The following is an 18450-nucleotide window of genomic DNA, read 5'->3' as shown; positions in this document are numbered from 1 at the left end:
TGACGGTCCGGCCGGGGCGGGGGCCCGTCCCGGTCAGGAGGAGGCTGCCATCCCCGGGCGTCGTCGACGCGAACCCCGGGTGAATGGCCGGATCCGCCCGCATCGCCCCGTCTTCTCCCTCCCCCTTCTCCGTCCCGGTACCGGCCCCGTTGCGACACAGGGTGACAGCCGTCATCCGGAATCCGCGGGCGCCGGGGCGCATCCGCGACCACGCACCCGAAAGCCCTGGTGGCGACGGCCCCTCCCGCGCACGACGGCGTACGCCCGGACGGGAACGGAGCGCTCCGGCCGCACGCACCGGCGCACACCGGGACGGAGCCCCGCCGCTCCCCGGGACGACCGGCGCGCGTGTCAGCCCTCCGCGGCGGGAACCGGCTCCAGGAAGCCCTCCTCGACCAGCAGCCGGATCGCCTGCGGCGTCCGGTCGCGCAGCAGCACCGGGTCCTCGTTCATCAGCTGGGCGATCGCGTCCAGGATCCGGCCGGCGGGCAGCGTCCCGTCACAGACCCCGGCGAACCCGGCACCGACCGCGTCGACCTTCGTCGCGCGCCGCATGCCCCGGTTCTGACGGAGCACCACATGCTCCGGGTCCTCCGCGCCGGGCAGCCCGACCTGCTCCTGCACCACCTCGGCCGCCAGGGTGAAATGCCCGGCCAGGAGCGCCGCGTCGTCCTGCTCGCGGAGGTAGTCCCGACGGGCGAAGTGTGCCTCGACGGCGGGACCGAGCGGCTGCTCCACCGCGTGCGGCCACTCCTCGATCACGACGGACGGCCAGCCGGCGGCGGCCGCGGCGGACTTGCGCAGCGTGATCCAGCCGAAGCCGACACCCTTGGTCCTGCGGGCCTCGAACTCGTCCAGCCAGGCGTCGTACCGCGCGGCGTACTCCGCGGGGTCCGTGCGGTGGTCACCGCTGTCGCGCAGCCACAGCTCCGCGTACTGGGTGACGTCCTGGACCTCGCGCTGCACGATCCAGGCGTCGCAGCCGTGCGGCACCCAGGAGCCCAGCCGGTCCTGCCACTCCTCGCCCTCGACGTGCTGCCAGTTGGCGAGGAAGTGGGCGTACCCCCCTTCGTTCAGCCGCTCGCCCGTCTGCTGCACCAGCGTCCGGCACAGGTCGTCCCCGCCCATCCCGCCGTCGCGGTAGGTGAGGCGGGCGCCGGGCGAGATGACGAACGGCGGGTTGGAGACGATCAGGTCGTACGTCGCGGAGCCGACCGGCTCGTACAGCGAGCCCCGGTGCAGCTCGGCCGGGGCGGCGCCGGACAGGGCGAGGGTCAGCCGGGTGAAGTCGAGCGCCCGCGGGTTGAGGTCGGTGGCCGTGACCCGGGTGGCGTGCTGCGCGGCGTGCAGCGCCTGGATGCCGGAGCCGGTACCGATGTCGAGCGCGGAGGCGACGGGTCTGCGGACGGTGATCCCGGCGAGCGTGGTGGACGCCCCGCCGACCCCCAGGACCACGCCCTCCTCGTGCGAACCGATGCCGCCCGCGCCGCCGACCGCGCAGCCCAGGTCGGAGACGATGTACCAGTCCTGCCCCTCGGGGCCGCCGTACGGCCGCACGTCGACCGTGGCCCGCACCGCGTCGCCCTCGCGGACCACCCAGCCGTCCTCGGCGCACTCCGCCAGGGGGAGCGCGGCGCGGGCCCGCTCGTACGGCACGGGCCGCTGGAGCAGGAAGAGCCGCACCAGCGTGTCGAGCGGGGAGCCGCCCCGGGTGGCGCGGAGCGCCGGGACCGTCTCGCTGCGGGCGAGCGCGGCGTAGGCGGGCGCGCCGAGCAGGTCGAGGAGCCCGTCGGCGGTGAAGGCGGCGGCGAGCAGGGCTTCGCGGAGCCGGGGCGAACGGTCGGGCACGGGGAGGCTGGTCGTACTCACCCACCCATTGTGTCCGCTCCCACCGACAACGGCAGCGGCCCCGTGCCCGGACCACGCGCGCGCCCCGCCCGGCCGCCGCTCACGAAGGGCGCGGCCGCAGGCGCGTCACGCCTTCTTGCTGGGCGGCGGCGAGGCGGGCTCGGACGGCTTGGTGTTCTCCGCCGGAGCCGAGGGCTTCGGCTTCTGGCAGCCCTTCTGCTTGGCCATCGCGGCGCCGACGTCGCCGGACTGGAGCTTCTTCAACGACTCGTCACCACTACTGCTGATCTTGGTCAGTTCCTCGGCGATGCCCTTGAGCCCGTCGGCGAACACCGCCTGGTCCTTCGTGTCCAGCGCGTCGACCTTCTTCTGCAGGTTCGCGTACGCCACGGAGGAGGCGTCGAGCTCCTTGACGGCCTCCTTCTGCGTGGTCTCGCCGTCCTCGACCGGCGGCGGACCGGCGGCGTCGACCGCCGCGCCCAGCGCCTTGTACGCCTGCGAGATCTGCTGGAAGGCGGCCGAGTCGGTCTTCTGGACGTCGGCGGGCTTGCTGTTGTCCGCGGTCTGCTGCTGGATGGCGGCGTTGGCGTTCGCGATCTTCTGGAGCTGCGGCTGGACCTTGTCGCAGACCTGCTTGGACCAGTCGTTCACCTTGGCGCTGTTGTCGTCGCCGCCGCACCCCGACAGCGTCAGTACCAGTACCGCGCCGCAGGACAGCGCGGCCGCAAGCTTCTTGTTCACCGGATCGGTCCCTTCCAAGACTCTCGGCCCCGGAACTTACACGGCGAGCACCCGCTACTCGGATGCCCGCTGTCCGATGAATGAGCTTTTGCAGCCATTTGCACCAAGGGGATCGAAGGAGATACAACTCACCCGCGCAGCCCTCGAAGCCCGGGAACGCGTGCGCGCATCATCACCCGAACGGCGGATTCCGCATCGGCGCCCTCCCGGGCCGACGCCCCGTCAGCAAGGTTGCCCGACATGCACGTTGACCGACCACCGGACACCGGACGCCGAAGCCGGACGCCCGACCTCGACGGCCGGCGCCCGGCCACCCGTCCCGGGTCGCACACCCCGGGTCATCCGCACCCGGCCACGGTCACGCGTCCTCGGCACCCACCGCGACCCCGCGACGCTTGGACACGTACACCGCGCCGACGATGACCGCGACGGCGACCGCCGCCGCCACCGCGCGCACTCCGGCGCTCGCGTGCTGCCCGTAGCTGAACTGCACCACCGCCGGGGCGATGAGCAGGGCGACCAGGTTCATCACCTTGAGCAGCGGGTTGATCGCCGGGCCCGCCGTGTCCTTGAACGGGTCGCCCACCGTGTCGCCGATGACGGTCGCGGCGTGGGCCTCGCTGCCCTTTCCGCCGTAATGGCCGTCCTCGACGAGCTTCTTCGCGTTGTCCCACGCGCCGCCGGAGTTGGCGAGGAAGACCGCCATCAGCGTGCCGGCCCCGATGGCACCCGCGAGGTAGGACCCCAGCGCGCCGACCCCGAGCGTGAAGCCGACGGCGATCGGCGCCATGACGGCCAGCAGCCCGGGGGTGGCGAGCTCGCGCAGGGCGTCCTTGGTGCAGATGTCGACCACGCGCCCGTACTCCGGCTTCTCCGAGTAGTCCATGATCCCGGGATGCTCGCGGAACTGCCGCCGCACCTCGTAGACCACGGCCCCCGCCGACCGCGACACCGCGCTGATCGCGAGTCCGGAGAAGAGGAAGACGACCGCCGCCCCGAGGATCAGGCCCACCAGGTTGTTGGGCTGCGAGATGTCCAGGCTGAGCGTCAGTTCCCCGGCCCGTGCCCCGACGTCGTCGACCGCGGTGGCGATCGCGTCGCGGTACGAGCCGAAGAGCGCCGACGCCGCCAGCACGGCGGTGGCGATGGCGATGCCCTTGGTGATGGCCTTGGTGGTGTTGCCGACGGCGTCCAGATCGGTCAGGACCTGCGCACCGGCCCCCGTCACGTCGCCGGACATCTCGGCGATGCCCTGCGCGTTGTCCGAGACCGGGCCGAAGGTGTCCATGGCGACGATGACACCGACGGTGGTGAGCAGCCCCGTCCCCGCCAGGGCCACGGCGAAGAGCGCCAGCATGATCGACGTGCCGCCCAGCAGGAACGCCCCGTACACGCCCAGGCCGATCAGCAGCGCCGTGTAGACGGCGGACTCCAGCCCGATGGAGACACCGGCGAGGACGACGGTGGCCGGGCCGGTCAGTGAGGACTTCCCGATGTCCCGGACCGGGCGCCGGTCGGTCTCGGTGAAGTAGCCGGTCAGCTGCTGGATCAGGGCGGCCAGCACGATACCGATGGCGACGGCGACCAGGGCGAAGATCCGCGGATCGCCGCTGTGCGAGGTGATGGCACGGTCCGTGACCCCGTCCAGCTCCGCGTACGAGGACGGCAGATAGGCGAAGGCGGCCACGGCCACCAGTGCCAGCGAGACCACCGCGGAGACGAAGAAGCCGCGGTTGATCGCGGTCATCCCGCTGCGGTCGGCACGCCGGGGGGCGACCGCGAAGATCCCGATCATCGCGGTGATCACCCCGATCGCCGGAACGATCAGCGGGAAGGCCAGTCCGAAGTCGCCGAACGCGGCCTTGCCGAGGATGAGCGCGGCGACGAGCGTCACGGCGTACGACTCGAAGAGGTCGGCCGCCATCCCCGCGCAGTCGCCGACGTTGTCGCCCACGTTGTCCGCGATGGTGGCCGCGTTGCGCGGGTCGTCCTCCGGGATGCCCTGCTCGACCTTGCCGACGAGGTCGGCCCCGACGTCCGCCGCCTTGGTGAAGATGCCACCGCCGACCCTCATGAACATGGCGATCAGCGCGGCGCCGAGGCCGAAGCCCTCCAACACCTTCGGGGCGTCGGCGGCGTAGACGAGCACGACGCAGGACGCGCCGAGCAGACCGAGCCCGACAGTGATCATGCCGACCACGCCACCGGTACGAAATGCGATCTTCATCGCCCGGTGCGCGACGGTGGTGAGGTCCTTTTCCGGCTCGCCCTCACCGGGAGTCGCCTCACGCGCAGCAGCCGCCACACGGACATTACTGCGTACGGCGAGCCTCATTCCGATGTATCCGGTGGCCGCCGAGAAAGCAGCACCCACCAGGAAGAACAACGAACGGCCCGCGCGCTGCGACCAGTTGTCGGCCGGAAGCAGCAGAAGCAGGAAGAAAACCACCACGGCAAAGAGGCCGACCGTGCGCAGTTGCCGGGCCAGATAGGCGTTCGCGCCTTCCTGGACGGCCGCCGCGATCGACTTCATGCGCTCGGTCCCTTCACCGGCCGCCAGCACCTGCCGTACCAGCAGTCCGGCGACCACCAGCGCGGCGAGGGCGACAACCGCGACACCGACCACGATGGCCCGGTTGCCGTCGGTGAGAACCACGGCCGCCGCGGAAGCGGACCGGCCGGAGGGTGCTGAGAATGCGGATTCTTGCGCCAGTACGGCCAGTGGGGTGTTGAAGAACTCCGCCATACGTCCTCCTTGAAGCTCAGCGCTCAAGACGTGGACGAATTGTAGGGAGCGGGAGCCGATCAAAACAGCGTGCGGGTAAATGTAATTACCCGCGACCGAACGGCCGATAAATGATCGCGCCTCGGTATCGACCCGAATGCAGTAATGGGGCAGGCGCGTTCTCCGCAGATCATTGATCACGGACAAACGAAAGAGGCCCTGCTCAGCAGGGCCTCGAAAATCGGGCGGCAACACCGGGACCGCAGCGGGCCGCGCGGGGCTCCCGCTGCACGAAGCTACGGCAGCACGGAGTTACGGCAGCACGGAGTTACGGCAGCACCGGCGCGGGTGCCTTCGGCCAGCTCATACGGATCACTCCACCGTTGGCCCCCGACAGCACCTCCATGTCGTCGACGAGGCCGCTGATGACCGCGAGCCCCATCTCGTCCTCGCCGTCCGCCCCGCTCTCGCGATCCGGCTCGTCGAGCCCCGCCGGGCCGTCCGCGGCACCGCGCGCGCCGCCCTCGGATCCGGCGGAATCGGCCCCCGGCCCCGGCACCTCGTCGCCGACCTCGACGGAGAAGGACTTCTCCCCCTCGATCAGGGCAACGGAGACGGGTGTGGTGATGCCATGGGTGCGGTGCAGCCCGACCGCACGGCTGCAGGCCTCACCGACGGCGAGTCTGACCTCGTCGAGCACGGCCTCGTCGACCCCGGCCCGGCGCGCCACGGCGGCCGCCACGAGGCGGGCCGTCCTGACATGTTCGGGTTGGGCACTGAAGCGGAGTTCAACGGTGGCCATGCGATCCCCCTCAGACGTACGGGCGTGCATCCGGGCCCCGGGCGCACGGCCCGGCGTCCCTGTTCTTCTTCCGCGTTCCATCTTCCGGCACCGGCGGCGCCCCGGTCGCGTCATCGCCCGCCGGTCGGGGCGGGCCGTCGACCACCGCCGGACCCGGCCGGTGGCCGCCACGGCGGCGGGCGCCCCGGACAGCGGCCGAGGAGCGGCCCCACCGGACGACATCCGCCGGACACCTGAACGGCGGACGGCGAACGGCGGACGGCAGCCGGTGGACAGCGGTCGGCGGCCGACCGAGCGACGGCGGGCGGGCAGACGAAGGCCGACCGGGCAGCATCTGCCCGGTCATCGGCGAACGCCTCACCGGCCGACTGGCCGACGTTCCTCCGAACGTCTCGCCCTCCGGCCGGTGGCCCGGCTGCGGACCGACGGTCAGTCGGTGGCCGCCACGGCCTCGTCGACCGTGGTGTGGATCGGGAACACCTTGGTCAGACCGGTGATCCGGAAGATCTTGAGAATGCGCTCCTGGTTGCAGACCAGACGCAGCGAGCCCTCATGGGCCCGGACACGCTTCAGGCCGCCCACGAGCACGCCGAGGCCGGTGGAGTCGAGGAAGTCGACGCCTTCCATGTCGACAACCAGGTGGTAGCTGCCGTCATTCACCAACTCGACCAACTGCTCGCGCAGCTTGGGCGCGGTATACACATCAATCTCGCCACCGACCTCGACGACCGTACGGTCGCCACCAGGGCCGGACACATTGCGAGTCGACAAGGACAGGTCCACGGATCCTCCAGCACCTTGCTATCGAGCGGTCGCCCCTCGGTCTCCCCGGCGGAGCCGGGGGACGGATCGCCAGCCGCGATGGCATTCAATCACTTACCAGCAGCCATGCACGACGCCTTGGGACCATTGTCCGTCACGCCAGTGACACACTCGATGCCGATGGCCAAGAATCACCGCCCCGGTCGACCACCCGGGAACAGCGACCCCAGACCCTCTCCCGCCATGGTCCTCGACCGGCTCGCCGCCGTGGCGGGCCGATCCGCGCGCATCACTCATACGGAGCACCTGCCCCCGCGTACGGGAACCCATGCCATATGGCCCGATCGCATCCGGCCGGAAGTCGTCGCCGCGATCCAGAAGGCCGGAATCGAACACCCGTGGGTACACCAGGCGGCCGCCGCGGAGCACGCCCTGGACGGCGAATCCGTCGTGATCGCCACCGGCACGGCCTCCGGCAAGTCGCTCGCCTATCTCGCCCCGGTCCTCAGCACCCTGCTCGACGGTTCCGAGGCCCCGAACGGCCGCGGCACGACCGCCCTGTACCTGGCCCCCACCAAGGCCCTGGCCGCCGATCAGAGGCGGGGGGTGAAACAGCTCGCCGCCCCCCTCGGCAACGCCGTCCGGCCCGCGGTCTACGACGGCGACACCCCGGTCGAGGAACGCGAGTGGGTCCGGCAGTACGCCAACTACGTCCTGACCAATCCCGACATGCTGCACCGCGGGATACTCCCCGCACATCCCCGCTGGTCCTCCTTCCTGCGCGCGCTGCGCTTCGTCGTGATCGACGAGTGCCACACCTACCGCGGCGTCTTCGGCTCCCACGTCGCCCAGGTGATACGCCGGCTCCGCCGCCTGTGCGCCCGCTACGGCGCCGATCCCGTCTTCCTCCTCGCCTCCGCCACCGCGGCCGAGCCCTCCGTGGCGGCGGGCCGCCTCACCGGCCTGCCGGTCCAGGAGGTGGCCGACGACTCCTCGCCCCGCGGCGAAATGGTCTTCGCCCTGTGGGAGCCGCCCCTGACCGAGCTGAACGGCGAGCAGGGCGCCCCCGTCCGGCGCACCGCCACCGCCGAGACCGCGGACCTCCTCACCGACCTCACCGTCCAGGGCGTCCGCTCGGTCGCCTTCGTACGCTCCCGGCGCGGCGCCGAGCTGATCTCCGTCATCGCGAAGGAGCGTCTCGCCGAGGTGGACCGCTCCCTGCCGGACCGGGTCGCCGCCTACCGGGGCGGCTACCTCCCCGAGGAGCGCCGGGCCCTGGAGCGCGCCCTGCACTCCGGGCAGCTGCTCGGACTGGCCGCCACCACCGCCCTCGAACTCGGCATCGACGTCTCCGGACTGGACGCCGTCGTCATCGCGGGCTACCCCGGCACCAGGGCGTCGCTGTGGCAGCAGGCTGGCCGCGCCGGCCGCTCCGGTGGGGGCGCGCTGGCCGTCCTGGTGGCCCGTGACGACCCGCTGGACACCTTCCTCGTCCACCACCCCGAGGCGCTGTTCCAGCAGCCCGTGGAGTCGACCGTCCTCGATCCCGACAATCCGTACGTCCTCGCCCCCCATCTGTGCGCCGCCGCGTCGGAGCTTCCGCTCACCGGGCCCGACCTGGAACTCTTCGGCCCGGCCGCCTCCGGGCTGCTGCCGCAACTGGAGGCCGCGAAGCTGCTGCGGAAGCGGGCGTCGGGCTGGCACTGGACCCGCCGCGAGCGCGCCGCCGACCTCACCGACATCCGCGGCGGGGGCGGCCGCCCCGTCCAGATCGTCGAGGAGGGCACCGGCCGGCTGCTGGGCACCGTCGACGAATCGGACGCGCACGCCTCCGTACACGAGGGCGCGGTCCACCTCCACCAGGGCCGGACCTACCTGGTCCGGAAGCTCGACCTGGAGGACGCGGTGGCACTGGTGGAGGAGGCCGCCCCTCCGTACTCGACCACGGCGCGCGACACCACCTCCATCGCGGTCCTGGAGACCGACGCCGAGATCCCGTGGGGTGACGGACGGCTCTGCTACGGCTCCGTGGAGGTCACCAGCCAGGTCGTCTCCTTCCTGCGGCGCAGGCTGCTCACCGGCGAGGTCCTCGGCGAGACCAAGCTGGACCTGCCGCCCCGCACCCTGCGCACCCGCGCCGTCTGGTGGACGGTCACCGAGGACCAGCTCGACGCCGCCCGGATCAACCCGGAGATCCTCGGCGGCGCCCTGCACGCCGCCGAGCACGCCTCGATCGGAATGCTGCCGCTCTTCGCCACCTGCGACCGGTGGGACATCGGCGGCGTCTCCGTACCGCTGCACCCCGACACCCTGCTGCCCACGGTCTTCGTGTACGACGGCCACCCGGGCGGTGCCGGGTTCGCCGAGCGGGCCTTCCACACCGCCCGTGCCTGGCTGACCGCGACCCGTCAGGCGATCGCCTCCTGCGAGTGCGAGGCGGGCTGCCCGTCCTGCGTACAGTCCCCCAAGTGCGGCAACGGCAACGAACCGCTGCACAAGCGCGGCGCCGTACGCCTGCTCACCGAACTCCTGCGGTCCGCTCCCCCGGACCCCGCGAAGCCGGAAGCGGTCCGGCCGGCGCCGACGCCCCCGGAGCACCGGGACCGGCCGCCGGAGGGCCAGCGGGCCCAGGAATGACGTGCCCAGCCGCCGGAGGGCCGACGGACCCCGGACCGCCGGGACCAGCCGCCGGAGGGCCGGCCCGGGACCTGACCTCCGGCGCGTACCGGCCGAAGGCGACCCGGGCCGTGACATCGGCGATCTCCCCGCTCACCGAACACCGGACCACCGTCGCTCCCTGCGCCGCGGCCACCCGCCCGGCGGCCTCGCACGCCTCCGCGGGGCCGCGCAGGGCACGGTCGGCCGCGGCCAGGGCCGCCAGGTCCGCCGCGCCGCCCGCCCGGTGCCGGACGACCACCACCTGCCCGAGGGCCAGTACCACCGCGAACACCGCGCACAGCGTGGCCGTCGTCATCGCCACCCACACCGTGGCCAGGCCCCGGTCCTCGCGCGACCGGGCCGAAGCCGCCGTACGGAGCCGGGCCAGGGACGCGGTGGCTGCCCGTACGGGGACAGCCGCCCGCCCCCGTACGCCTTGTTCGCCCCGTCCCTCCGTCGGAGTCATGGCGCCGCCCCCACCGTGTCCTCGGCCAGTGCGACCGCCTCCACGTGCAGCGTCAGGGCCAGCGGGCCCGGACCGGGTGTGGACGCCGCCACGCGCACCCGCCACAGCTCCCCGGCCCGCTCCAGCGCGACGTCCGCCCCTCCGGGGGCCGCCGAGCGGGCCGCCTCCAGCACCTGCGGCTCCGGCTCGGACCGGGCCGCCGCCCTCGCCCCGGCCCGTGCCGCGTCCACGCACCGGATCTGGGCGGAAGCGGCCACCAGCGCCCAGACCAGCGTCATCGCGAACACCACCAGCACCGGAATCGCCATGGCCGCCTCCGCCGTCACCGCACCCCGGTCGTTCTCAGAACTTCGCATCGAGCGCTTCCTTCAACAGCGACTGCAACGCGGTCATGACCGGCTGGCTGGTCACCACCTTGTAGAGAACAGCCGCGAAGGCGCAGGCCGCGATGGTTCCCACCGCGTATTCGGATGTCGTCATTCCGTCGTCCGACCGGCCCCGGCGCACCATGCCCCGTACCCAGTTCCTGATTCGCCGCATCATTCCAAACCCCCGTGAAACTCTTGATTTACCCTGAAATTGTTTGCATACGTACTTTTCAGCTGTTCCGTACGTGGCCGCCCGCGTCACCCCGTACGCAGCAGCCCGGTCGCCAGGCCGAACACCACCGGTGCCACACCGACCAGCAGGAACGCGGGGAGGAAGCAGAGCCCCACCGGGGCGGTGACCGCCACGGCCGCCCGCTGGGCCCGCGCCACGGCCGCGCTCGCCCGTTCCGCCCGCATCGCCTCGGCCAGCCGCGCCACCGGCTCCGCCGCCGGTGCCCCCGTCGACCCCGCACGGTCCAGACAACGGGCCAGCGGGCCGGCCCCCGGTATCTCCCCGAACCTCCCCCAGGCCTCCGAAGGGTCACCGCCCAGACGGATCTCCGCGGCCGCCCGCGCCAGCCGGTCCCCGACCGGTCCGCCCAGTGACTCCCCCACCGCCTCCGCCGCCTCCCGGGGGCCGGCCCCGGCGGAGAGGCAGGCGGCCAGCAGATCGGCCGCCAGCGGGAGCTGACGCCTCATCTCCGCCGTATCCGCCGCCCCGGCCGCATGACCTCGCCGGGCCCGTTGCCACCGGCGGGCCCCGTACGCCCCGGCCAGCCCCACCAGGCACCCCGGCAGGCCGCCGATCAGGACCCAGCCCGCCGCCACGACCCCCAACGGCATGGCCCACTCCTTCACCCGGGCACCGGACACGGCACGCCACGGTCCTGGCCCGCCCCGGGGCTTTTCTCTCCCCCCGACCGCCATCAGCGCCGCGCCGCGACGACGTACCGCCCGCCGACGGCCCGTCCCGGCCAGGACGAGGCCCACCGCCACGACCGCACTCGACACCGCGCACACCGCAACCAGTTGCCGGACCACCTCGCCGGCCCCCGCGCTCATGCCGCCTCCCCCGCCCGTACGATCCCGGCGGCCCAGCGGAGCCCGGCCGCCTCCAGCAGCCCGCCCGTCGCCAGGCAGGCCAGCCCGGCCGGGGTGTGCAGCAGCACCCGCAACGGATCGGCCCCGAGTGCCGCCCCGAGCCCGAGCCCCAGCACCGGAAGCAGCGCCAGTACGGCCACCGTCGACCAGGCCCCCGCCAGTTGCGCCCGCAACTCGGCCCGGCCACGCGCCTCCGCCCGCAACGCGCCTTCCAGACGGTCCATCCCCGCCGCGAGCCCGGCACCGCGGTCCGCCGCCACCCGCCAGCAGGCCGCCACCCCGGCGAGCCCCTCCAGCCCCGGTTCGCGCGCCGCCCGCCGGAGCGCCGCCGGAACATCGCCGCCGAACCGCGCCGCGGCGGACACAGCGGCCTCCTCCGCGCCCAGGGCTCCGGTGTCGCGGACGGCCACGAGCAACGCCCGTCCCGGTTCGTGCCCGGCCCGCAGCTCGCCCACGACCGCACCGCACAGCGCCACCACACCGGCCGCGCGGCGTTCCCGCTCGCGGCCCCGGGCCCGCCGCCGCAGCCACCTCCGTACCACCGGCACCGCCACCGCACCGGCCGGCAGGGGCAGCACCGACCGCCCCAGCACCGCGACGACCGCCGCCGCAACGAGGCAGAGCAGCTCCCACCGCCCCGACAACCGCTGCCGCACCCGCGCCCCGGCCTTCTCCCACCACACCGACCGGGAACCACCCGGGGTGGCGAGCAACGCATCGGCCCGCCACCGCCCGTGGTCCCGCGCCACCACCAGCCAGGCCGCCGCCCCGGCGCACAGGGCCACCGCGCAGCTCACGCCCACCGACAGCCCCGCGGACGCTCCCCCGCTCACCAGGCACCCCCGACCAGTGACCGCAGCCGTTCCCAGCCCCGTTCCCGCACGAACCCGTCGGCACCCCAGCGCAGCGCGGGCACGGTCACCACCAGCCCGGACGCATCCCGCTCCAGGACCTGCACCTCGGCGATCCGCCGCTGACCGGACCGGTCCCGCGCAAGGTGCACCACCACCGACAGCGCCGCCGCCAGCTGGCTGTGAAGCGCCGCCCGGTCCAACCCCGCCGCCGTGCCCAACGCCTCCAGACGGGCCGGTACATGCTCGGCGGCATTGGCGTGCACGGTGCCGCAACCGCCCTCGTGGCCCGTGTTCAGCGCGGCCAGGAGATCGGTGACCTCGGCGCCCCGCACCTCCCCGACCACCAGCCGGTCAGGCCGCATCCGCAGCGCCTGCCGCACCAGGTCCCGGAGCGTCACCCGGCCCGCCCCCTCCTGGTTCGCGGGGCGGGACTCCAGCCGCACCACATGCGGATGGTCCGGCCGCAGCTCAGCCGAATCCTCGGCAAGCACGATCCGCTCCCGCTCCCCGACCGACCCCAGCAGACTCGACAGCAGCGTCGTCTTCCCCGCTCCGGTGCCCCCGCTGATCAGGTACGAGACCCGGGCCTCGACCAGGGCCCGCAGCATCCGGTCGCCACCCGGCGGGACCGTCCCCGCCGCCACCAGCTCCGCCAGCGAGAAGGCCCTCGGCCGTACGACCCGCAGCGACAGGCACGTCGAGCCCACGGACACCGGCGGCAGTACCGCGTGCATACGGGTGCCGTCCGGCAGCCGCGCGTCCACCCAGGGGCGGGCGTCGTCCAGCCGCCGCCCCGCCACGGCGGCCAGCCGCTGCGCCAGCCTGCGCACCGCGGCGGCGTCCGTGAAGGTCACCCCGGTGAGCTCGATCCCGCCGCCCCGATCCACCCACACCCGGTCCGGAGCGGACACCAGCACGTCCGTCACCGCCGGATCGGCGAGCAGCGGCTCCAGCACCCCCGTACCGACCAGCTCGCCACGCAACTCATCGGCCGCACCGAGCACTTCCGTATCACCGAGCAACCTCCCCTGGGCGCGCAGCGCGGCCGCCACCCCGGCCGGCGTCGGCGCCGTGCCGCTCTGTGCGAGCCGCTGCCGTACGGCGTCGAGCAGCGTCTCCGTCATGACGCACCGCCCCTGGCGCTTCCCGCCGAGCGCTCCTCCGCGAGGGCCTGCTCCCAGAACGCCGTACAGAACCTGGCCATCGGCCCGCGCGCGCTGCCGCCCGGCGGCGCGCCGCCGTCCTGGGCCGTCGACAGCCCGTTGTCGAGCGGGAGTTCACCGGCCAGGGGCAGCTCCAGCGCCTGCGCCACCCACGGGGCGTCGAGGCCCGCCGCGTACGGCCCGCGGGAGACCACCCGCAGGTCGTCGAGGGCTGCCCCGGCCATCGACGCGATCCGCTTCGCCGCGGCGACGGCGCGGAGTTCGCCCGGCACCACCAGCAGCCCGAGGTCCAGCTGAGCGAGCGCCTCGGCCACCGATTCGTCGAACCGGCGCGGCAGATCGACCACCACCACACCGCCGAGTCGGCGGGCAGCGGCCAGCACGGCCCTCATGGCCTGCGGCGGGATGGCCACCCAGTCGTCGCGCCCCCAGCTGAGCACCCGCAACCCGTGCAGCTCGGGCAGCGACTCCTCCAGCGCACCCCCGCCGACCCGCCCTCGGGAATGGGCGAAGTCAGGCCATCGTTTGCCTTCGGCCCGTTCGCCGCCGAGCAGTACGTCGATGCCACCGCCGAGCGGATCACCGTCGATCAGCGTGGTCCGCCGCCCTGCCCCGGCAGCGGTCACCGCGAGGGCGCAGGCCAGCGTGGACGCACCCGCGCCGCCCCGGCCACCGATCACCCCCACGGTGAGCGCCGGCCGGCCCACCCCCTCCGCCGCGTTCGCGAGCTGGTCGACGAGCCAGCTCTCCGACTCGGGCAGCCGCAGCACGTACTCGGCCCCGATCTCCACGGCCCGTCGCCAGATCTCCGGCACGTCCTGCCCTCTGCCGACGATCATCACGCCCCGCCTGCGCACCGCGCCTCGGCAACGCTGGGCGGCGTCGTCGCCCACGAGAACCATCGGGGCCCGCTCCCAGCCGTCCCCGTCCCCGTCCCCGCCCTCGGGCGGCGACGGGCACACCTCCGGCTCCGCCCCGGCCGCGGCGCACAGCCGCAGCAGGTCGTCGAGCAGTTCCACGTCCTCGGTCACGATCAGCGGTCCACCCCGCCGCACTCCGGCGGCCTGCGGACGATCCCCCGCACGGGTCCCGGCCACGATCCCCACCTCTTCCCACTGCACCTGCGTCGTGACCCGCGGCGTCCCGGAGTGATCCGGGACGGGCGATTCCACGAACCGCGGACTTCGCGGCTGGGAATCACCGTGCAGCGATGCGGAAAATCGTGTGGATCTTGCTTGAGAACTGTGGATAACTCCGCCGTTGTGAATAACTCCGTCGCCCATACCGGCGATCTCCACAGCGCAGCACTTCCGCTACGCACAGTCACGATGCATGGTGGTGGAGGTCGGCTCGACCGACGAATCGCCGCGGTCGGAATGGAGGCGGAATGCGTGATCCCGAACGGAAGAAACACGTCCGGACATGCGACGACCCCCGCCGGGGGGGAGAGCGGGGGTCGTCCCCACGGCCGACTCGGGGGGGGAGGAGCCGGACCGGGTTAGCACGGTCGCGAACGATCCGTGACTTCCATGGTGTACCCGAGGGCCTTCTCAAGCAAACCCACGCGCCGGGGTTTACGCCGAATGGTGTCCCCCTATGCTCTGCCTTGTGGAAAACCGCTTCTTGCCGCGCACAGCAGCCTTCTTCGACCTGGACAAGACGGTCATTGCGAAGTCTTCGACGCTGACCTTCAGCAAGTCCTTCTACCAAGGCGGTCTGATCAACCGCCGCGCAGTACTGCGCACTGCGTACGCACAGTTCGTGTTCCTTGCCGGGGGTGCAGATCACGACCAGATGGAGCGGATGCGGGAATATCTCTCCGCGCTCTGCAAGGGCTGGAACGTCCAGCAAGTGAAGGAAATCGTTGCCGAAACCCTCCATGATCTGATCGACCCGATCATCTACGACGAAGCCGCGACACTCATCGAGGAACACCACACCGCCGGGCGCGATGTGGTGATCGTGTCGACTTCCGGCGCCGAAGTCGTCGAGCCGATCGGCGAGCTGCTCGGCGCCGACCGGGTCGTCGCGACCCGCATGGTCGTCGGGGACGACGGCTGTTTCACCGGCGAGGTCGAGTACTACGCGTACGGGCCCACCAAGGCCGAGGCGATCAGATCCCTCGCCGTGTCGGAGGGGTACGACCTCGCGCGTTGCTACGCCTACAGCGATTCGGCCACGGACGTACCGATGCTGGAGTCGGTGGGCCATCCGCACGCGGTCAATCCGGACCGCGCTCTGCGGCGCGAGGCGACGCTGCGCGAGTGGCCGGTCCTCGTCTTCAACCGGCCGGTCCGGCTCAAGCAGCGACTGCCCACGTTCTCCCTGCCGCCGCGCCCGGCGCTGGTCGCGGCGGCAGCGGTGGGAGCAGCGGCCGTCACCGCGGGGCTCGTCTGGTACACCTCCCGCAGGCGGGCCGCGGCCGGCACCGCCTGACGCGGCCCGCTGTTCCGCCGCCCAACAGGCACGGGCGGCGGAACAGCGGGCATCGAATTATCCAACTCACCCGTAATTGAACCCAAAAGTAAAGAAGTGGGGCCTCCACTACCGCTCACCCCGGCTCTGGAGTACAAATGACTCAACGGCCCGCGAGACCAAGGACATCCGAGAGGATTACCTTTAACGCAGAGACGGCCCCACGGACCGAGCATGAAAACCGAGCACCCACGCGACGTCGACCCGTCGATTACGGGCCAGCCGCACCAGGGAACGGGCAAAGAATCCCGGCCTGATGGGCAAATTTCGAGGACGCATGGTAACTGGGCGGACATGCCAGCGGCGGTACCGAGGACGGTGCCGCCGCAACCCTTTTGCCGATAGCAAAGCCCCGCCGAGCCCCTGAGCCGATGCGGCACACCAGGGGCCATGCCGACACCTCACGGATATTTTCCGGAAACACCCCGGTGAAGTTACTCCGGTGGATTCTTCTCCTCACGCCTGTCGGCCGACACGCCCTCCGGCCGACACAGCTGCCGGTCACCCCACCGGTCGGCCGCCTCTACCACCGGCCGCCGAACCGCCGCGCCGTCAGGCGGCACCACGCTGCAACGCCTCGCACACCGCCGTCGACTCCCTGACGCCCAGCTCCACCGAGCGGCCGCAGTGCGCGATCCAGGCCGCCATCCCGTCCGGCGTCCCGGACAGATAGCCCGCGAACGCCGCGGCGTAGGCCGCCCGCCCCTGCTCGGCGTGTCCCACCTCGGCGGGGCAGATCGACTTGGGGTCGAGTCCGCTCCCGACCAGCACGATCCGCTCGGCGGTCCGCGCGACGAGACCGTTGTACGAGCCGAACGGGCGCAGGGCCAACAGCTCGCCGTGCACGACCGCCGCCAGCACCAGCGCGGGCGCCGACGTGCCCGAGAGCACCAGCCCGGAAAGCCCCTCAAGCCGCCCGGCCATCTCATCGGCCGACGGCAGCGCCGCCTCGATCAACGGTTCGTCCACGGACTCACCGGCAAGCCGCGGCCGACCGACCGCGTCGTCGGGAGTCGCCCCACCGGCAGCGACCAGGTGCAGCCGCGCAAGCACCCGCAAGGGCGACTGCCGCCAGATGGAGAGCAGTTGGCCCGCTTCGGCCGTCAGCCGCAGCGCCGCGCCGACCACCCGTGCCTCGTCGTCACCGCTGAAATCGGTGCGCCGACGCACCTCCTCCAGACTCCAGTCGGCACCCGAGAGCGCCGCCGAACCGCGGGCTCCGCGCAGCGCGGCCTCCGCGGTGACCTCGTTGCTGCGGCGCCGCATGACGCGGTGACCGTAGACCCGGTCGACGGCCTTGCGTACGGAGTCCACAGCGTCGGCGACGCCCGGCAGGGCGGCGAGCGGATCAGAGGCAGTCGTACTCATAAGTAGGGAGGCTACGCGCACCCCGCACCGATACCGCCCGGGAGTGGCCTTCTTCACGAAGCTCGACAGCACACCGCGATTGCACCGCTACCCTAGGTGAACATGAAGATCGCTTTCGTGGGGAAGGGCGGCAGCGGCAAGACGACGCTGTCCTCGCTCTTCATCCGCCACCTCGCCGCCAATGAAGCCCATGTCGTCGCCGTGGACGCCGACATCAACCAGCATCTGGGGGCCGCGCTCGGCCTCGACGACCGGGAGGCCGCCGCACTGCCCGCGATGGGGGCGCACCTGCCTCTGATCAAGGACTATCTGCGCGGCACCAACCCCCGCATCGCCTCCAGCGAGACGATGATCAAGACGACCCCGCCCGGCGAGGGTTCCCGGTTGCTGCGGGTCCGCGAGGACAATCCGGTCTACGACGCCTGCGCGCGCACGGTCGGGCTGGACGACGGGGAGATCCGGCTGATGGTCACCGGCCCGTTCACCGAGTCGGATCTGGGTGTGGCGTGCTACCACTCCAAGGTCGGCGCGGTCGAACTGTGCCTCAACCACCTCGTCGACGGCTTGGACGACTACGTGGTCGTCGACATGACGGCCGGTTCGGACTCCTTCGCCTCGGGGATGTTCACCCGCTTCGACATGACGTTCCTGGTCGCCGAACCGACCCGCAAGGGCGTCTCCGTCTACCGCCAGTACAAGGAGTACGCGCGGGACTTCGGGGTCGCGCTGAAGGTCATCGGCAACAAGGTGCAGGGCGAGGACGACCTGGAGTTCCTGCGCTCCGAGGTGGGCGACGACCTCCTGGTCACCGTCGGGCACTCCGACTGGGTGCGGGCGATGGAGAAGGGCCGCCCCGCCCGCTTCGAACTGCTGGAGGCCGAGAACCGGATGGCACTCCAGGCGCTGCAGGATGCCGCGGAGGACTCGTACGGCCAGCGGGACTGGGGGCGCTACACGCGGCAGATGGTGCACTTCCACCTGAAGAACGCGGAGAGCTGGGGCAACGAGAAGACGGGCGCCGACCTGGCCGCGCAGGTCGACCCCGCCTTCGTCCTCGACGAGCGGTACGCGCGGGACGGCGCGGTCCAGCCCGCCTGAGCCTCGCGCGGGGCGCCGCGT

The 18450-nt window shown here is 72.4% G+C and carries 16 protein-coding genes; 3 read left to right on the top strand and 13 right to left on the bottom strand.

The genetic code is table 11. The features are described from left to right. Window positions 1-351: 351 nt before the first annotated feature. The 5 genes from ACIQGQ_RS10945 to ACIQGQ_RS10925 all read right to left on the bottom strand — a co-directional run bounded on the left by ACIQGQ_RS10945 (window position 352) and on the right by ACIQGQ_RS10925 (window position 6899). Window positions 352-1869 carry a methyltransferase gene (locus ACIQGQ_RS10945; protein WP_402393336.1) on the bottom strand — a complete coding sequence of 506 codons (1518 nt, stop codon included), beginning with the start codon at window positions 1867-1869 and terminating at the stop codon, window positions 352-354. Between the two features lie 105 nt (window positions 1870-1974). After that, window positions 1975-2589, bottom strand: a complete 615-nt coding sequence (locus ACIQGQ_RS10940) for a small secreted protein (RefSeq protein ID WP_402393333.1) — start codon at window positions 2587-2589, stop codon at window positions 1975-1977. A gap of 358 nt (window positions 2590-2947) precedes the next feature. Continuing rightward, window positions 2948-5335 (bottom strand): sodium-translocating pyrophosphatase, encoded by a 2388-nt coding sequence (locus tag ACIQGQ_RS10935; RefSeq protein WP_402393331.1) that lies wholly within the window; start codon window positions 5333-5335, stop codon window positions 2948-2950. A gap of 307 nt (window positions 5336-5642) precedes the next feature. After that, a complete protein-coding gene (locus ACIQGQ_RS10930) occupies window positions 5643-6116 on the bottom strand; it encodes an ATP-binding protein (RefSeq protein ID WP_402393328.1) in 474 nt (157 codons plus the stop codon). 429 nt (window positions 6117-6545) lie between these two features. After that, window positions 6546-6899 carry an STAS domain-containing protein gene (locus ACIQGQ_RS10925; protein WP_003967428.1) on the bottom strand — a complete coding sequence of 118 codons (354 nt, stop codon included), beginning with the start codon at window positions 6897-6899 and terminating at the stop codon, window positions 6546-6548. A gap of 78 nt (window positions 6900-6977) precedes the next feature. Here ACIQGQ_RS10925 and ACIQGQ_RS10920 point away from each other — a divergent pair, with 78 nt between their 5' ends. Continuing rightward, complete coding sequence (locus ACIQGQ_RS10920; protein ID WP_402393325.1) at window positions 6978-9515, top strand: DEAD/DEAH box helicase; 2538 nt, start codon at window positions 6978-6980, stop codon at window positions 9513-9515. On the opposite strand, the gene ACIQGQ_RS10915 is transcribed toward ACIQGQ_RS10920, so the two are convergent. The 7 genes from ACIQGQ_RS10915 to ssd all read right to left on the bottom strand — a co-directional run bounded on the left by ACIQGQ_RS10915 (window position 9397) and on the right by ssd (window position 14585). Further along, window positions 9397-10002, bottom strand: coding sequence for an Rv3654c family TadE-like protein (locus ACIQGQ_RS10915; RefSeq protein WP_402393323.1), 606 nt, complete (start codon window positions 10000-10002; stop codon window positions 9397-9399). The genes ACIQGQ_RS10920 and ACIQGQ_RS10915 overlap by 119 nt on opposite strands. Next, a complete protein-coding gene (locus ACIQGQ_RS10910; RefSeq protein ID WP_402393320.1) occupies window positions 9999-10358 on the bottom strand; it encodes a TadE family type IV pilus minor pilin in 360 nt (119 codons plus the stop codon). The genes ACIQGQ_RS10915 and ACIQGQ_RS10910 overlap by 4 nt, the downstream gene beginning before the upstream one ends. Then, complete coding sequence (locus ACIQGQ_RS10905; RefSeq protein WP_366299089.1) at window positions 10345-10545, bottom strand: DUF4244 domain-containing protein; 201 nt, start codon at window positions 10543-10545, stop codon at window positions 10345-10347. Before ACIQGQ_RS10905 ends, ACIQGQ_RS10910 begins: the two co-directional genes overlap by 14 nt. A gap of 83 nt (window positions 10546-10628) precedes the next feature. Then, window positions 10629-11432: a type II secretion system F family protein gene (locus ACIQGQ_RS10900; RefSeq protein ID WP_402393317.1), complete on the bottom strand. Its 804-nt coding sequence runs from the start codon at window positions 11430-11432 to the stop codon at window positions 10629-10631. Beyond that, complete coding sequence (locus tag ACIQGQ_RS10895) at window positions 11429-12307, bottom strand: type II secretion system F family protein (protein ID WP_402393465.1); 879 nt, start codon at window positions 12305-12307, stop codon at window positions 11429-11431. Before ACIQGQ_RS10895 ends, ACIQGQ_RS10900 begins: the two co-directional genes overlap by 4 nt. Then, window positions 12301-13449 (bottom strand): TadA family conjugal transfer-associated ATPase, encoded by a 1149-nt coding sequence (locus ACIQGQ_RS10890; protein ID WP_402393315.1) that lies wholly within the window; start codon window positions 13447-13449, stop codon window positions 12301-12303. Before ACIQGQ_RS10890 ends, ACIQGQ_RS10895 begins: the two co-directional genes overlap by 7 nt. After that, window positions 13446-14585 carry a septum site-determining protein Ssd gene (ssd, locus tag ACIQGQ_RS10885; protein ID WP_402393313.1) on the bottom strand — a complete coding sequence of 380 codons (1140 nt, stop codon included), beginning with the start codon at window positions 14583-14585 and terminating at the stop codon, window positions 13446-13448. The genes ACIQGQ_RS10890 and ssd overlap by 4 nt, the downstream gene beginning before the upstream one ends. 499 nt (window positions 14586-15084) lie before the next feature. On the opposite strand from ssd, the gene ACIQGQ_RS10880 reads away from it, so the two are divergent. After that, window positions 15085-15924 carry an HAD family hydrolase gene (locus ACIQGQ_RS10880; protein ID WP_402393310.1) on the top strand — a complete coding sequence of 280 codons (840 nt, stop codon included), beginning with the start codon at window positions 15085-15087 and terminating at the stop codon, window positions 15922-15924. Between the two features lie 591 nt (window positions 15925-16515). On the opposite strand, the gene ACIQGQ_RS10875 is transcribed toward ACIQGQ_RS10880, so the two are convergent. Beyond that, window positions 16516-17331, bottom strand: coding sequence for an oxidoreductase (locus ACIQGQ_RS10875; protein WP_402393307.1), 816 nt, complete (start codon window positions 17329-17331; stop codon window positions 16516-16518). A 102-nt stretch (window positions 17332-17433) separates the two neighbouring features. Between ACIQGQ_RS10875 and ACIQGQ_RS10870 the strand changes: the two genes are divergently transcribed. Then, window positions 17434-18429 (top strand): ATP-binding protein, encoded by a 996-nt coding sequence (locus ACIQGQ_RS10870; RefSeq protein ID WP_402393305.1) that lies wholly within the window; start codon window positions 17434-17436, stop codon window positions 18427-18429. The last annotated feature ends 21 nt before the right edge of the window (window positions 18430-18450 follow it).

Origin of the sequence: Streptomyces sp. NPDC092952 (assembly GCF_044754785.1) — a bacterium.
Taxonomy (GTDB): Bacteria; Actinomycetota; Actinomycetes; order Streptomycetales; family Streptomycetaceae; genus Streptomyces.
This window is presented reverse-complemented; position numbering and strand designations above follow the sequence as displayed.

What these genes read in the sequence shown, in the direction of transcription:
- ACIQGQ_RS10935 (WP_402393331.1), bottom strand. Translation starts at nt 5,335, where the DNA reads ATGGCGGAGTTCTTCAACACCCCACTGGCCGTACTGGCGCAAGAATCC.
- ACIQGQ_RS10930 (WP_402393328.1), bottom strand. Translation starts at nt 6,116, where the DNA reads ATGGCCACCGTTGAACTCCGCTTCAGTGCCCAACCCGAACATGTCAGG.
- ACIQGQ_RS10920 (WP_402393325.1), top strand. Translation starts at nt 6,978, where the DNA reads ATGGCATTCAATCACTTACCAGCAGCCATGCACGACGCCTTGGGACCA.
- ACIQGQ_RS10915 (WP_402393323.1), bottom strand. Translation starts at nt 10,002, where the DNA reads ATGACTCCGACGGAGGGACGGGGCGAACAAGGCGTACGGGGGCGGGCG.
- ACIQGQ_RS10910 (WP_402393320.1), bottom strand. Translation starts at nt 10,358, where the DNA reads ATGCGAAGTTCTGAGAACGACCGGGGTGCGGTGACGGCGGAGGCGGCC.
- ACIQGQ_RS10905 (WP_366299089.1), bottom strand. Translation starts at nt 10,545, where the DNA reads ATGATGCGGCGAATCAGGAACTGGGTACGGGGCATGGTGCGCCGGGGC.
- ACIQGQ_RS10900 (WP_402393317.1), bottom strand. Translation starts at nt 11,432, where the DNA reads ATGAGCGCGGGGGCCGGCGAGGTGGTCCGGCAACTGGTTGCGGTGTGC.
- ACIQGQ_RS10890 (WP_402393315.1), bottom strand. Translation starts at nt 13,449, where the DNA reads ATGACGGAGACGCTGCTCGACGCCGTACGGCAGCGGCTCGCACAGAGC.
- ACIQGQ_RS10880 (WP_402393310.1), top strand. Translation starts at nt 15,085, where the DNA reads ATGCTCTGCCTTGTGGAAAACCGCTTCTTGCCGCGCACAGCAGCCTTC.
- ACIQGQ_RS10875 (WP_402393307.1), bottom strand. Translation starts at nt 17,331, where the DNA reads ATGAGTACGACTGCCTCTGATCCGCTCGCCGCCCTGCCGGGCGTCGCC.
- ACIQGQ_RS10870 (WP_402393305.1), top strand. Translation starts at nt 17,434, where the DNA reads ATGAAGATCGCTTTCGTGGGGAAGGGCGGCAGCGGCAAGACGACGCTG.